A 14,698-nucleotide genomic window follows, 5' to 3' on the forward strand; every position below is an offset into this window, starting at 1 on the left:
CAACAGACCCCCACCCAATAAAAAACGCCGGCCACAAGGGCCGGCGCTAAAGATGCCAGTGTTAGCCGGCAACAGAGGAGAGTCCTATTTGGTGATATCGACGTCCTTCGTCTCGCGTAGGAAGAACGTACCGATGACGAACGTGATCAGCGCTACGATGATCGGATACCACAACCCGTAGTAAATATTGCCGGTCAGCAACACCAGCGCGAACGCAGTGGTGGGCAGGAAGCCGCCGAACCACCCGTTGCCGATGTGATAGGGCAGCGACATCGAGGTGTAACGGATGCGGGTGGGGAACAGCTCCACCAACCAGGCGGCAATCGGGCCGTACACCATGGTCACGTACAGCACCAGGATGACCAGCAGCAACAGCACCATCGGCTTGTTCATCTCGTCATTGTTGGCCTTGGCCGGATAGCCGGCGGCGTCGATGGCCGCGGTGACCGCGGCGGCAAGCTTCTCTTGCTCCGCCTTGGCCACTTCCGGCGCCAACGTGGATACATCCACGCTCTCGATGACGGTATCGCCGATGCGCACGCTGGCCAGCGAGCCGGCTGCGGCGGGCTCGTTGGTGTAGGGCACGCTGCGTGCGTTGAGCAGATTCTTCACCACGTCGCAGGAAGTGTTGAACTTCACGTGGCTCTTCAACTCACCCGGCACAAACTGGAACGAGCAGTTCTCGGGATCGGCCACCACCATGGCGGGCGAGTTCGCCGCGGCGGCTTCCAACGCGGGGTTGGCGTAGTGCGTCAGACCCTTGAAGATCGGGAAGTAGGTGAGCGCCGCCAACAGACAACCGGCCATGATGATGGGCTTGCGGCCGATCTTGTCCGACAGCCAGCCGAAGAAGATGAAGCCGCCGGTGGCGATCGCCAGCGCTGCCGCGATGTACAGGTTGGCGGTGACGGCATCGACCTTCAGCGTCTGGGTCAGGAAGAACAACGCGTAGAACTGACCGGCGTACCACACCACGGCCTGGCCGGCGGTGGCACCCAACAGGGCCAGCAGCACGATCTTGCCGTTGCTCCAATTGCCGAAGCTTTCCGTCAGCGGCGCTTTGGAATGCTTGCCTTCAGCCTTCATCTGCTGGAACACCGGCGACTCGTTCAACTTCATCCGGATCCATACCGACACCAGCAACAGCACGAACGAAATCAGGAACGGAATGCGCCAGCCCCACTCCTTGAACGCCTCTTCGCCTAGCAGCGTGCGGCAGCCCAGGATTACCAGCAACGACAAGAACAGGCCCACCGTTGCGGTGGTCTGGATGAAGCTGGTGTACAGGCCGCGTTTGCCCATCGGCGCATGCTCGGCGACATAGGTGGCCGCGCCACCGTATTCACCGCCCAAGGCCAGGCCCTGCAAGCATCGCAACACCACCAGCAGGATGGGCGCGGCAATGCCGATCGACGTGTAGGTAGGCAGTATGCCGACCAGGAACGTCGAAATACCCATGATGACGATCGTGACCAGGAACGTGTACTTGCGCCCGATCATGTCGCCAAGGCGTCCGAACACGAGTGCACCGAACGGGCGCACCGCGAAACCGGCGGCGAAGGTGAGCAACGCCATGATGAAGGCGCTGCCCGCGGGAAGCGCGGAGAAGAAGTGCACGGCGATGATCGCCGCGAGTGAACCATACAGATAGAAGTCGTACCACTCGAAGATGGTGCCCAGACTGGAGGCGATGATGACCTTCCGGTGGCTCTGGCTCAGGGCGCCCGGTGCGGGCGCGGCGGCGGTTGTGGTGGACATGGTGTTCTCCCCTCAGAAGGTGTACTTGACGTGAGTGTGCAGGCGCTTCAGGTCGCCTTCGCGATCATCCTCAAGCGAACGCTGGCCATAGATCAGTTCCGCGCCGACATCGAGCTTCGGGAACGGTGAATAGATCACGTTGGCGTGCATGGATTGCGTGCGTTCGGTTACTCCAAAACCAGTCATCGCCGCGTCGTTGTCGAAGTGCGAAGCCGAATACATCAGGTTGGTGCGCACTTTCGGGCTGAACACATGGCGCCAGGCCACGAACCCGCCATAGCCATCCAGCGCATTGATGTCGCCGTTGGCGTCGGTGACGACATCGCTGCCCACACCGAAGGCGAGATAGCGGCCGATGCCCTGGCCGGCGTTGACCGCGTAGCGGATATCGTCGCTCTTGCCCAGATTGAACTTGCCCGACACGCTGACTGCCGCGCCGGTGTCCGTTTCATCCGCCACTTTGAACTGGCGCAACAGGCCGGCCACGCTGAAGTGGCCCCAATCGCCCTTGCTCTGCCAGCGCGCGGTGACATCGGGCGCGACGTTGTCGCCGCTGTTGAAGCGGGTGCCGGTCAGGTACGGCGTGACCGTCGTTTGCGGGTTTTCCACGGAGAACGACCAGGGCCCGTTCGTGTAGCGAACCTGCGCCTGGCGCACGAAGATAGTGCCGTCGGTGGGACCGACGAAGTCCACGGCATCCGGCAGCGCCGCCACATCCATGAAGTTGGACCACGCCTGGCCGGCCAACCAATTGTTCCAGGTCACATAGGCCTGGCGCAGACTGACCGCATAGGTATTGGTCGACGTCTCGTTGCCAACCAGTGTGTTGTTGCCGCCGCCGAAGAAGTCAGCCTCGATGTAGGCCTTGAACTTGTCGCCGCCCTCGGTCACGTGATCGGCGCTCAGCCAGAAGCGCGAGAACTGGGCGTGGAAATCGGCATACGGGTCGCCGCCATCCGCACCGGCGCCGCCGACGGGAATGGTGCTGGGCACATAGAACAGGCGGCCGGACGAACCATCGGCGATACGACCGTCGCTGGTGTCGGTCACCATGGCGTCCATCTTGATGAAGCCGCCGTAGGAGAACACCGTCCCCGGGTTGGCCGTGGCCATGATGGTGGTGTTCTGGATCGGCTGTTTTCCGGCCGGCAACGCCGCTGGCTGCGCGGCCTGTGTGGCTTGGACCTGAGTGACCTGCTGCTGCGTAGTGGCGATCTGCGACTGCTGCTGTTGCTGCGCCGATACCAGCACTTGCACCTGCCGCTCAAGTTCGGCGACACGTGCTTCCAACGCCTTCTCCTTGGCGGTCTGAGCAAAGGCCATGCCTGGCGCAATAAGGGCGACGAATAGCGCGGCCGCCAACGGCCGTCGCGTCATCGATGCGAATCGTGTGGTCATAACCCCTCCCGGAAATGGACGCAGGCCGCCAGCGGGGCGGCCGCCAGGCAGACTTGCGCCTGAGCGCGTCCCTCGCCTATTCGCCATTAGTCGTATACGTGGGCGATGCGCGCCAAATCCCTGTGAATCAGGCCCTGTAACGGTTGGGACGTAACGGTGGATACGGGTTTTTACGACCAAGGTCTAAGCATCTTGCTGCAATGCCGCACGATGGAATGCGGCAAACTCAACCATCGCATCGGCAGGCATCGGCTCCGCATTCGCAGCGAACCGCGTGTTCCTGTCAAAATCGACCAGTTCACGTTGGTCCGGCTTGAATCGGTATTGCTTGAACGTACTACTTGGGCGCATTACTTGAAGCGGGTCCTGTACCGAGCAGAGCCAGTCCAACCGATAAAAATTTTGGCGGTCTTTGGGAGGCCACATGACAGACATCTATCCGGTCGATTCGGCATTCGCCGCCAAGGCGAGCATTCGCCAGGACGACTATCAGCGCGATTACCAGGCCTCGGTGGAGAATCCGGAGAAGTTCTGGGGGCAGGTGGCCGAACGGCTGCAATGGTTCAAGAAGCCGAGCAAGATCAAGGATGTCAGCTTCGGCCTGGACGACTTCCACATCCGCTGGTTCGAAGACGGCGAACTCAACGCCAGCGTCAATTGCCTGGACCGCCAACTGGCCACCCGTGGCGACAAGACCGCGCTGCTGTTCGAGCCGGATAGCCCGGACGCACCGTCCTACCACGTCACTTATCGCGAACTCTATGAGCGCACCTGCAAGCTGGCCAATGCACTGCGCAACCTGGGCGTGCAGAAAGGCGATCGCGTCACGCTGTATATGCCGATGATTCCAGACGCGGCCGTGGCGATGCTGGCCTGCGCGCGCATCGGAGCCATCCACTCAGTGGTGTTCGGCGGCTTCGCACCCAATTCCATCGCCGACCGCGTGGCCGACTGCGGTAGCAAGCTGATCATCACCGCCGATGAGGGCCTGCGCGGCGGCAAGAAAGTGCCGTTGAAGGCGAATGTCGACGCCGCCCTGAAGCTGCCCGGCACGAACTCTGTCGAAACCGTGCTGGTCGTACGCCATACCGGCGGCGCGGTGGACATGCAGATGCCGCGCGACCGCTGGTTCGATGCGGTGGTGGACGCGCAACCGGCCGAGTGCGAACCGGAACGCATGAATGCGGAAGATCCGCTTTTCATCCTGTACACCTCCGGCTCCACCGGCAAACCCAAGGGCGTGCTGCACACCACCGGCGGCTATCTGCTCTACGCCAGCTATACCCACGAAGCGGTGTTCGATCTAAAAGAGGACGACATCTACTGGTGCACCGCCGACGTCGGCTGGGTCACCGGCCACAGCTACATCGTCTATGGACCGCTGGCCAATGGCGCCACTGCGCTGATGTTCGAAGGCGTGCCCAACTATCCGACGGTGTCGCGCTTCTGGGAGGTGATCGACAAGCACCAGGTCACCATCTTCTACACCGCGCCCACCGCCATCCGCGCACTGATGCGCGAAGGCGAAGCACCGGTGAAGAAGACTTCGCGCAGTTCGCTGCGGTTGCTGGGCAGTGTGGGCGAGCCGATCAACCCGGAAGCCTGGCGCTGGTACTACGAAGTGGTGGGCGATTCTCGCTGTCCGATTGTCGACACCTGGTGGCAGACCGAAACCGGCGGCGTCCTGATCACGCCGCTGGCCGGTGCGATAGATCTGAAGCCCGGTTCGGCCACGCTGCCGTTCTTCGGCGTGCGCCCGGCGTTGGTGGATGCCAACGGTGAAACACTGGAAGGCGTAGCCGAAGGCAATCTGGTGTTGCTCGACTCCTGGCCGGGCCAGATGCGCACCGTGTATGGCGATCACCAACGCTTTATCGACACCTACTTCCGCACCTACCCCGGTACGTATTTCACCGGCGACGGTTGCCGCCGCGATGAGGACGGTTACTACTGGATCACCGGGCGCGTGGACGATGTCATCAACGTCAGCGGCCATCGCATCGGCACCGCCGAAGTGGAAAGCGCACTGGTGTCGCACCCGAAAGTCGCCGAAGCCGCGGTGGTCGGTTTCCCGCACGACATCAAGGGCCAGGGCATCTATGCCTACGTCACGTTGATCGCTGGCGAGACGCCCAGCGACGAATTGCAGAAAGAACTGGTGCTGTGGGTCCGCAAGGAAATCGGCCCGATCGCCGCCCCCGATCATCTGCAATGGGCGCCCGCCCTACCCAAGACCCGCTCCGGCAAGATCATGCGCCGCATCCTGCGCAAGATTGCGGAGAACGCACCGGACCAGCTGGGCGATACCTCCACGCTGGCCGATCCGTCCGTGGTCGAATCGCTGGTAGCGGAGCGGAAGGTGAAGTGATGGAGAGCCGGGAACGGGGAACGGGGAACGGGGAATGCGGCAGCGCGAGCGGTCACAGTCTCTCTTCCGCCCGCAGTTTCCTGAAGGGGCGACTCACCGTCCATGGCGCGAGCCTCTTTCATTCCCCGTTCCCCGTTCCCCGTTCTCGGCTCCTCTAGCCATGCCAACCCTACTAATCGCCGACGACCACCCGCTGTTCCGCGAAGCCTTGCGCGGTGCGGTCAAGCGTGTGCTGCCGGGCGTGCTGTTGCATGAAGCCGATAGCGTCGATGCGCTGTACGTACTGGCCGATGCGCACCCGGATGCCGATCTGCTGCTGATGGATCTCAATATGCCAGGCGCGCACGGTTTCAACGCACTGGTGCATCTGCGCTCCTTGCATCCGCAATTGCCGGTGGTCATCGTCTCCGCGCGTGAGGAACCTGCGGTGATGCGGCGCGCGCTGGATCATGGCGCGCTGGGTTTCATTCCCAAGTCCGCCGATTCGGACACCATCGGCGAAGCCATCGGCCTGGTATTGGATGGCGAGCGTTGGGCGCCGCCGGAAGCGCACAACGCCCCTGCCATCGGCAGCGACGAGCGTGAAGTGGCGCAGCGCGTGCGCGACCTGACGCCGCAGCAATTCAAGGTCCTGCAGATGCTCGGTGCAGGCCGGTTGAACAAGCAGATCGCCTACGACCTCAATGTGTCGGAAGCTACCATCAAGGCCCACGTCACCGCGATCCTGCGCAAACTGGGCGTCACCAATCGCACGCAGGCTGTGCTGATGGCTGGTCGCCTGGCGGTGGATCCGGACGGCATCGTGTTGCCGCCGGAAGACGACTGCTGACCCTCGCCGCTACGAGCTAGATCAGCATTGCAGACACCCTGTCGTGTTCGGTGGCTGTCTTGGCGCATTGTGGGACAGCAGGAAATTCCCGATGACGGCGATGCCATCGAACCCGTCGTGCGTGTGGCCCAGCCGGCGCGGATAGCGCACATACGGCTGGGGTAACGTATGGCCGCCGCCATGCACGGTATATAGCGCGACCTGGCGATTTCCGTTGCGCCAGCGCGCGTGTTCCACTCGGCAACCGTCTTCGGCTTGCGCAGACGGGGGCGTTGCTTCTTGCAACGCGCCCGCACCTGCCAACCAAGCCGCCGTGTCGATGGCCGGCATCACCTTGATCGCCGAACCGGACGCCATTTCCGCAACGCCACCGCGATAAGGATTGAGCCGGTCATGCGTGCCGTTGATCATCAACACCGGTGGTGCGTTGCGCGGCAATGGGCCGCACAGCGAACGGCCCGGCGAGGGCATGCTGGCCCCGATGATCGACAGCGAGGCAACCATCTTGGGTTTCTGCAGCGCCAAGCGCAGGCCCATCTGGCCGCCGTCGGAAAATCCAACGACATGCACGCGCGCGGCGTCGATGCCATGGCGCATCGTCAGATCATCGCGCAAGGCCTGCAGGAACCCGATGTCGTCCGGCGCACCGTGCTCGCGTTGGTCCTTGCCATCGCCAGCGCGACGGCAGTCGCTCCACTGGCGCTGCTCGCCTTCGGGGTAAACCACCGCCATGCCATATCGATCCGCCAGATGATCCAGCCGATGACCGGTGAGCAGGCGCATGCCGGTGCCATCGCTCTTTGCACCATGCAGGGCCATCACCAGCGGTGCGCCGCTTGCCAGGTTCGCAGGCAGATACAGTGCGTAACGACGCAGTCGCCCGTCGTGCTGCAGGCTCTGGTAGACCAGCGTGCCGCTCAGCGCCGGGGCGTGTAGCCGCCCCGGTTTCATCAGATAGAAGTCGATGAAAGATGCCACTGCCAGCAATGTCATCGATCCTGCGATGACCACTCCCTTGAGCGATACTTTCATGACACGCGCTGAGTCCAGTGCTGGGTGAGCGGTGAGCTGGCTTTGGTGAACAGGCGCTCGTTCAACAGGTGCCTTGCCAATGGCTTGCGTCCCGCACGTACCGCGGCGTCCAGCAGTGTCTGCTCAATGATGTCGCGTTGCGCGTGGCTGCCGCCGAAGCGGAAGCTCCGTTCGCGTACCGCCAGCAAGCCCTCGGTGGCATTGGCGTAGTCCGCGCTTGCGTACTGCAACAGCGCACGCAGCAAGGGCACGCCCACTTCGCCGGCCATGTGCCCGGGGCTGCTGTCATCTCTGGCGCGCGCTTCCACCGCGCGGAGCACACGTTGAGCTTCCTCCAGCTGTCCGTCACCCACGTACGCCATCACGGCATGGAAATCGTTGAAGGGATAGTGACCGGCATCGGGCGTCTGCTGCGGCCAGCAAGCGGCCGCGTGCCGCCAGCGGTCGCCGACGTCGACGCCCAACAGTCGCAACCGCCACAACATGGCGCAGATATCCACGCTCTGCAGGGCCATTTCGGGATTGGGCGAGATGTGTTCGTCGAACAAGGCGAGTGCGCGGTTGTGGTCCAACTGCTCAAGATGGAACAACGCCAAATGCCACCAGTTGTGGAACGCGAAGCCGTTGTCCGGTACCCAATCTTCACGACGCGACTCCAACCATTCGGCGCCTTGTTCGTACTCGCCACGCATTTCATGGACATGCGCTACCGCGTGGATGGCCCAGGGGTCGCGGCGGTCCAGCGACAACGCGGCCATGCCGGCTTCTTGTGCCTGCGCGTAGTGATTGCTTTCCTCCAGACCGAAGGCATGCATGCCCAGCACATGGCTGTACAGCGGCAACTCCGGCGACCATGCAGGCAGTACGCGGGCCGCGCGGCGGTGCAGATTGCGGCTGTCGCCGCGATAGAAGTCGAACAAGTGCGCGGCCAGCAGCGCCGCCACATCGCGCGGATGCTCCACCAGGATGCCTTCCCATAGATCGCACGCCTGTTTCCATTGGCCGGACGCGCAGGCTCGGCTCGCGGCGATATGCGCGCGTTCACGGTCATTGGCGCCGCCACGCGCGGCCCGCTCGCCGGCGGCTTCCAGCAGTGCCAGCGCTTGTTGGGTATAGGCGTGTTCGGCGGCTGAAAGCAGTGTGTTGGCTTTCAGTACGAACGGCATCGTCCACTCCGGATCTTCCGCCAGGGCGGCGTCCAGGTCGTCAAAAGGGGTGCCGAAATAAGTCAGCATGCGCCACAGCGCCTGCTCGGCATGGGCTACAGCGGTTGTCGATCCGGTGCTAACCGGACAGCCGCGAGAATCGAAATGCATGTTGTTCACCTGCGATCATCTGTCAGAACGGGCGGGGGCCCGGCCTTGAGGCGCGGAGTGCGCGATTGGGGTAATGTGGGCGAACCGTGTCTTCAGGCTTGTCCACTTCGGAAGTCTGCCCATGGACCGTCCTTTCGCCGTCCCTCAACGGGTAGCCCTGTCTCTTCACACCTGGCCGCAGGTGTCCGTGGAGGACATGGGCGTCACCTTGGGACTGAAGTACGGGCTGGCGCTGCTGGCATATCTGGCGTTGGTTAGGCGGCGGTCATCGCGCCTGCATCTGGCCACGCTGCTATGGCCGGATGTGGCCGAATCCGTGGCGCGTACCCGGCTACGGCGGCTGGTGTACGCCGTCAACGAAACCTGCGGCGCAGAAGTGATCGCCGGCGAAACCGACACGCTTTGGATCGATGAGAAACGGGTGCAACTGGATTGCGATGTGCTGAAGGTCCAGACATCGGCCGGGCAGTGGACCGGATCATCGGAAGCCGCGCCAGCCGACATGAGCCCAGATGCGTTGTTCGGCCCTGATGCTCATCGGCTGCTGGAAGGATTTTGGCTGGAGTCCTGCGGCTATCAGGACTGGGTAGCGCAGCAGCGGATGCATCATGAGCGGCTATTGGCGCAAGGTCTGCAACGTTGCGCCGAACGCAGTATCGCGGGGGGCGACATCGCGACGGCGCAAGCCGCAGCCGAGCGCTTGATCGCATTGGATCCGTTGGCCGAAAGCGGCTATGCGCAGCTGATGGTGGCCTTGGGCCATCGTGGGGACGCCTCTGCCATTGAGGCTGCTTACTTCCGTTGCGCCGGGTTGCTGCGTAATGAATACGGCACCACGCCTTCCAGCATGGTCGAAACCGCCTACGCCAGTGCGTGTGCGATGGCGCGGCAGGCGCCAGCGGCGGAAGTGCTCGATGCGTTGCCCGATAGTGCTGAAGTACAAGACGACCACGCCGTCGCCTTCGCACATGCGCCTGACGGCGTGCGCCTGGCTTACGCGGTGTCCGGCGCGGGCATGCCCGTGATCAAGGCCGCCACATGGCTGTCGCACCTGGAATACGACCGCGACAGCCCCGTCTGGGGCCATCTGGTGCGCGAGCTCTCCCGCCAGTTCACTTACATCCGTTATGACGAACGCGGATGTGGACTGTCCGACTGGGAGGTAGCGGACCTGTCTTTCGATAGCTGGCTCAGCGATCTGGAAACCGTGGCCGATGCGTTGGCATTGCCCCGATTCGCGTTGCTGGGCATCTCCCAAGGCGCGTCGATCGCTATTGCTTATGCCGTCCGCCATCCAGAGCGCGTGAGTCATCTGGTACTGCATGGCGGCTATGCGCGCGGGCGCCTGGTCCGCAGCGATACGCCACAACAGCGCGAGGAAGCCGAGATGATGGCCAAGCTGGCGGAGCTGGGTTGGGGCAAATCGGAGCCGTCTTTCCGCCAGTTCTTCACCAGCCAGTTCATCCCCGACGGCACCACCGAACAGCACGAGTGGTTCAACGAACTGGAGCGCATTTCCACTTCGCCCGTCAACGCTGCGCGCTTCATGCGCGAGTTCGCTCAGATTGATGTCGTTGCGTTGTTGCCGCAGGTACGTTGTCCCACGCTGGTGTTGCATAGTCTGGACGATGTGCGGGTGCCGGCGCAGGAAAGTCAGCTGATTGCCGATGCGATTCCGGGTGCGCGCTTCGTGCCCATTCACAGCCGCAATCATTTGTTGTTGCAGCGTGAGGCGGGGTGGCCGCATTGGTTGGAGGAGGTGCGGGGGTTTCTTTCTGATGTGGGTGGTTGATCCTGCTGTGGGGTCAGGTCAGAAGCCCCAATACTGCTTAGAAAAATACCCCAGATAGCGTTCTCGGCGCTGCGCGGAGTGGTTATCAGAACCGAAGCTCTACGCGCTTGCAGCGGGCGTCACTTGTTCTTTGCTCGTGCAAAGAAAAGTAACCAAAAGAAACACGCCCCAGGCGGCGCGCCCCTTCGGGGTTCGCAATCGGGCCGGGAATTTTCGGAAGGCACATCCATGTGCCTGCCGAAAACGACGCACATCCTGTGCGCCGCCCCTACGGGGTTGTACCCGTCCCGCTTGCCGCACCTAAACGGGGCCCCGAGAGGCAAGAGCGGGCAAAGCCAAGGCAACGGCAGAAGAAAAGCTCAAAGGCAAAAGCAAAAATCTTGCTTCAGCTGAAAGCCGATGTACTTGCTTAGCTGTCGCTCTTGCTCTTGCCTTTACTGTTGCCTTTGCTGTTGCCCTTAGCTTTTGGGGTCCCCTTTAAGGCGCGGTGGCGCCGGTAGGTACAACCCCTTGGGGCGCCGCGCACGATGCGCGGCGTTTTCGGCAGGCACATGGATGTGCCTGCCGAAAATTCCCACCGGCGACACGTACCCGAAGGGCGCGTTGCCAGGGGTGGCCTTCTTTTGGTTACTTTTCTTGGCCACACAAGAAAAGTGACGCCCGCTGCAAGCGCGTAGATCATCCGTTCTGATGAGTTATCCGCGCCAGCGCCGAAGAGCCAAAAAGCTAAAGCGGCGTAGCCGCCTGCGCCGTCGCATGAGCCGCCAGGAACGCGCGCAGCGATGCCGGCTTGACCGGTTTGGTCAGCACGCGATAACCCCGTTCGCGAGATAGTTGTTTCAGCTCATCGCGACCATCCGCCGTCAACAACGCACCAGCGATCGGACCAGGACACGCCTCACGCAACGCGTCCAGCGTATCCAACCCATCCAGCCGATCATGCAAGTGATAGTCCACCAGCATGACCGTAGGTGCCGCCGCGATCTTTTCCAGCGCTTCATCCACGGTGGTCGCGGTAAGCGCCTCGACCTGCCAGCGCCCGAGCAGCGCGCGCATGCCATCGACGATTTCCTGGTCGTTGTCGACGCACAGCACGCGCAGGCCTGCCAGCGAACCGGAAGGCGGTGCGGTCCGTTGCGAAGGCGCGTGGTGTTCGACGATGGAAGCGGCGCGTGGCACCGTGATGGAGAACATGCTGCCGCGATTGACCGCACTACGCGCATCCAGCTCATGGTTGAGCAAGCGGGAAATTCTCTGGCAGATGGACAGGCCCAAACCCAGGCCGCGTTCGCCCCAGTCGAAGGGCTGTTGGAAACGATGGAATTCTTCGTAGATCTGCCGCATATGGTTTTGCGGAATGCCGGGCCCGGTATCCCAGACTTGCAGCACCACTTCGCCACCGCGCGCGCGCATGCCCAGCACAATGCGGCCTTCGCGCGTGTAGCGCAGCGCGTTGGCCAGGAAGTTCTGCAGTACCCGCCGCAACAAGCGGCGGTCGCTGCGCACCGGCATCCGGCGGGCGTGCGCGCGCAGGTCCAGCCCACGGCCGGCGGCGACCGGCGCATATTGCTGGGCCAACTCGCGCAGCAGTTCGCCGGCATCGAAATCGCTGATCTCGGTACGCAATCCGCCGGCGTCCAGGCGAGAGACGTCGAGCAAGCCATCCAGCAACTCCTCTGCCGCCCGCAACGAGGCGTCCACGCGTTCGGCCAGATGCTCCTGTTCGACACCTTGCTCGCTGTCGCGCAAGGCAGACACGAACAGACGCGCGGCATTGAGTGGTTGCAGCACATCGTGGCTGATGGCCGCCAGGAAGCGCGTCTTCGATTGCTGCGCGATCTCGGCGGCATGGCTGCGCTCGGCCACGCGTTCCTCCAATGTTTCGTTGGCCTCCAGCAACAGGGTTTCAGCGCGCTTGAAATCGGTGATGTCGTTGTAGCTGGTCACGTAGCCGCCGCCCGGCAGCGGCTGGCCGCGCATCTCGATCACCTGGCCATCGGGCCGCACGCGTTCGAACACGTGCGGCGAACCGGCGCGCATGTAGCGGATACGTTTATTGATTTGTCCTTCGATGTCGCCTCCACCCAGCTCGCCGCGCTCGGCGTTGTAGCGGATCAGGTCGGCCACCGGCCGGCCAACGTAGAGCATGCCGTCGGGATAACCGAACATCTGCTGGTATCGCCGGTTCCACGCGACCAGCCGCATGTCCGGATCCACCACGCTGACCCCGGCGCTGATGTTCTCCAACGTGGTGGACAGGATTTCGCGGTTGAAGCGCAGCTCCTGTCCGGCCTGGTCCAGCACCGCCACCACTTCGCCCAGTTCCATGCCGGAGCCGCGCAGTACGCTGGTCAGCACGATGCGCGCCGACGCGGCGCCAATGGCGGCGGCCAGCAGCCGTTCGGTGAACTGCACCCACACGCGGTCGGCCGGCGCATTGATTTGCAGTTCGCGCTCGGCGCTTTGGGCTTGTTCGGCGAAAGCGCGCCGCGCGTGACGCTCGCCGACCACGCGTTCGGCCAAGGTGCGCAGGTCGCCGACACGCACGTTGCCGGGCCACTCGCCGGCGACCAGGGCAGGACGCTGCGCGTAAGGATCCAGGAACGGCGCGGCACGCAAACGCTCGTCGACGCCAGGGCGCCAACGCGCCGACACGATCATCATCGCGCCGGTATTCAGCAGCAAGGACCAGAAGCTGCCATGCGTCAGCGGATCCCATCCGGTGAGGCCGAACAACTGCTGCGGCCGCAGCCAGGCGATATCGAAAGGTCCGCTTTGCAACCAGCCGGATCCGATCCAGCCGGCCTGCGTCATCGTCGGCAGCAACAGCGTATAGATCCAGGTCAGGAAGCCCAGCACCATCCCGACTTCCACGCCGCGGCGACTGGCGCCGCGCCAGTACAGCCCGCCGATCAGCCCGGGCGCGAACTGCGCGACCGCGGCGAACGCCATCAAGCCATACGAGGCCAAGGTGCTGTCGTTGCTGCTGCTGCGATAGTAGGTATACGCGGTGAGCGCCAGCAGCAAAATGGCCACGCGGCGAATCCACAACACGCGTGAAGCGACGTCTGCTTCGGCGTGATGCTCGGCCCAGCCGCGCCGCAGCAATACCGGCATGACCAGATCGTTGCTGACCATCGTCGCCAGCGCGATGCTCGCGACGATGACCATGCCCGTCGCTGCTGAAAAGCCGCCCACGTAGGCAACCAGCGCCAGTGCGTTGCGGCCTTCGGCCAGCGGCAGCGCCAGGATGAAACTGTCGTTGGCCACGCTGCTGCCATTGCCGAACAGCGCCATGCCCGCTGCCGCGACCGGCACCACCATGACCGAGATCAGCGCCAGGTAGATGCCGAACAGCCAGCGCGCGCGGCGGATATCGCTGACGTCGCCGCATTCCACCACCGCGACATGGAACTGGCGGGGCAGGCAGACGATGGCCAGGAACGCCAGCAACGTCTGAGTAATGAAACCGACCGGCGGCGAGTTCTCGAACAGCGTACGCGCCGAGTCGGCGACGTGGATCGAGTGCCCTTCCAGCCAGAAATAGGCGAAAACGCCGATGGCGATCATCGCCACCAGCTTCACCACCGATTCCAACGCGATCGCCAGCATCATGCCGTGGTGATGCTCGGTGGCATCCACCTGGCGTGTACCGAACAACGCGGCGAACAACGCCATCAGCAAAGCAACGTACAACGCTGGATCGGAGAAGAAACCCTGAGGGCTTTCACCTGACTGGCCGGTCAGCACGTTCAGGCTCATCGCCACGGCTTTGTACTGCAGCGCCAGATAAGGCACCACGCCGATCAGCGCGATCACCGTCACCAGGGCGGCCAGCCGCCGCGAGCGGCCGTAGCGCGAGGAAATGAAGTCGGCGATGGAAACCGTGTTCTCGCTGCGCGCGATCAGTGCCAGCCGCTCGATGATGCGCCAGCCGAACAGCAGCAATAGCAGGGGTCCCAGATAGATCGGCAGGTAGCCGATGCCGTTGCGTACGGCGCTGCCTACCGCACCGTAGAACGTCCATGAGGAACAGTAAACCGCCAGGGCCAGGCTGTAGACCACCGGCCGCAGCCATGGCCGGTCCGGATACATCGGGCGACGGTCGCCCCACCACGCCACGCCGAACAGCAGCGCGGCATAGCCCACCGATACCAGCAACAGGAGCCAGCTCGAAACCAAGGTTGTCCTCCCCATTGCTCTGC

9 protein-coding genes are annotated in these 14,698 nt (G+C 63.2%); 3 read left to right on the plus strand and 6 right to left on the minus strand.

Features of this window, described 5'->3' with window-relative positions; all coding sequences use genetic code 11:
• Window positions 1-84: 84 nt before the first annotated feature.
• The 3 genes from AB6O04_RS06690 to AB6O04_RS06700 all read right to left on the minus strand — a co-directional run bounded on the left by AB6O04_RS06690 (window position 85) and on the right by AB6O04_RS06700 (window position 3,582).
• Window positions 85-1,758 (minus strand): MFS transporter, encoded by a 1,674-nt coding sequence (locus tag AB6O04_RS06690; protein ID WP_368563056.1) that lies wholly within the window; start codon window positions 1,756-1,758, stop codon window positions 85-87.
• Window positions 1,759-1,770: 12 nt separating this feature from the next.
• A complete protein-coding gene (locus AB6O04_RS06695; protein ID WP_368563057.1) occupies window positions 1,771-3,156 on the minus strand; it encodes a DcaP family trimeric outer membrane transporter in 1,386 nt (461 codons plus the stop codon).
• 183 nt (window positions 3,157-3,339) lie between these two features.
• Window positions 3,340-3,582 carry a hypothetical protein gene (locus AB6O04_RS06700; protein WP_368563058.1) on the minus strand — a complete coding sequence of 81 codons (243 nt, stop codon included), beginning with the start codon at window positions 3,580-3,582 and terminating at the stop codon, window positions 3,340-3,342.
• On the opposite strand from AB6O04_RS06700, the gene acs reads away from it, so the two are divergent.
• Window positions 3,581-5,524, plus strand: coding sequence for an acetate--CoA ligase (gene acs / locus AB6O04_RS06705; protein ID WP_368563059.1), 1,944 nt, complete (start codon window positions 3,581-3,583; stop codon window positions 5,522-5,524). The genes AB6O04_RS06700 and acs overlap by 2 nt on opposite strands.
• 160 nt (window positions 5,525-5,684) lie before the next feature.
• On the plus strand, window positions 5,685-6,353 hold the full coding sequence (locus AB6O04_RS06710; RefSeq protein ID WP_368563060.1) for a response regulator: 669 nt from the start codon (window positions 5,685-5,687) through the stop codon (window positions 6,351-6,353).
• A 21-nt stretch (window positions 6,354-6,374) separates the two neighbouring features.
• On the opposite strand, the gene AB6O04_RS06715 is transcribed toward AB6O04_RS06710, so the two are convergent.
• Both AB6O04_RS06715 and AB6O04_RS06720 read right to left on the minus strand, forming a co-directional pair.
• Window positions 6,375-7,385, minus strand: coding sequence for a PHB depolymerase family esterase (locus AB6O04_RS06715; RefSeq protein ID WP_368563061.1), 1,011 nt, complete (start codon window positions 7,383-7,385; stop codon window positions 6,375-6,377).
• Window positions 7,382-8,701, minus strand: coding sequence for a tetratricopeptide repeat protein (locus AB6O04_RS06720; RefSeq protein ID WP_368563062.1), 1,320 nt, complete (start codon window positions 8,699-8,701; stop codon window positions 7,382-7,384). Before AB6O04_RS06720 ends, AB6O04_RS06715 begins: the two co-directional genes overlap by 4 nt.
• Before the next feature lie 121 nt (window positions 8,702-8,822).
• On the opposite strand from AB6O04_RS06720, the gene AB6O04_RS06725 reads away from it, so the two are divergent.
• On the plus strand, window positions 8,823-10,493 hold the full coding sequence (locus tag AB6O04_RS06725; protein WP_368563063.1) for an alpha/beta fold hydrolase: 1,671 nt from the start codon (window positions 8,823-8,825) through the stop codon (window positions 10,491-10,493).
• 726 nt (window positions 10,494-11,219) lie between these two features.
• On the opposite strand, the gene AB6O04_RS06730 is transcribed toward AB6O04_RS06725, so the two are convergent.
• Window positions 11,220-14,675: a NahK/ErcS family hybrid sensor histidine kinase/response regulator gene (locus AB6O04_RS06730; RefSeq protein ID WP_368563169.1), complete on the minus strand. Its 3,456-nt coding sequence runs from the start codon at window positions 14,673-14,675 to the stop codon at window positions 11,220-11,222.
• Window positions 14,676-14,698 lie beyond the last annotated feature (23 nt).

It is taken from the genome of Pseudoxanthomonas sp. UTMC 1351, from assembly GCF_040948865.1.
GTDB lineage: Bacteria > Pseudomonadota > Gammaproteobacteria > Xanthomonadales > Xanthomonadaceae > Pseudoxanthomonas_A.

Coding starts and splice junctions, on each gene's coding strand:
- AB6O04_RS06715 (WP_368563061.1), bottom strand. CDS start 7,385: ATGAAAGTATCGCTCAAGGGAGTGGTCATCGCAGGATCGATGACATTG.
- AB6O04_RS06710 (WP_368563060.1), top strand. CDS start 5,685: ATGCCAACCCTACTAATCGCCGACGACCACCCGCTGTTCCGCGAAGCC.
- AB6O04_RS06700 (WP_368563058.1), bottom strand. CDS start 3,582: ATGTGGCCTCCCAAAGACCGCCAAAATTTTTATCGGTTGGACTGGCTC.
- AB6O04_RS06690 (WP_368563056.1), bottom strand. CDS start 1,758: ATGTCCACCACAACCGCCGCCGCGCCCGCACCGGGCGCCCTGAGCCAG.
- acs (WP_368563059.1), top strand. CDS start 3,581: ATGACAGACATCTATCCGGTCGATTCGGCATTCGCCGCCAAGGCGAGC.
- AB6O04_RS06695 (WP_368563057.1), bottom strand. CDS start 3,156: ATGACCACACGATTCGCATCGATGACGCGACGGCCGTTGGCGGCCGCG.
- AB6O04_RS06725 (WP_368563063.1), top strand. CDS start 8,823: ATGGACCGTCCTTTCGCCGTCCCTCAACGGGTAGCCCTGTCTCTTCAC.
- AB6O04_RS06720 (WP_368563062.1), bottom strand. CDS start 8,701: ATGCATTTCGATTCTCGCGGCTGTCCGGTTAGCACCGGATCGACAACC.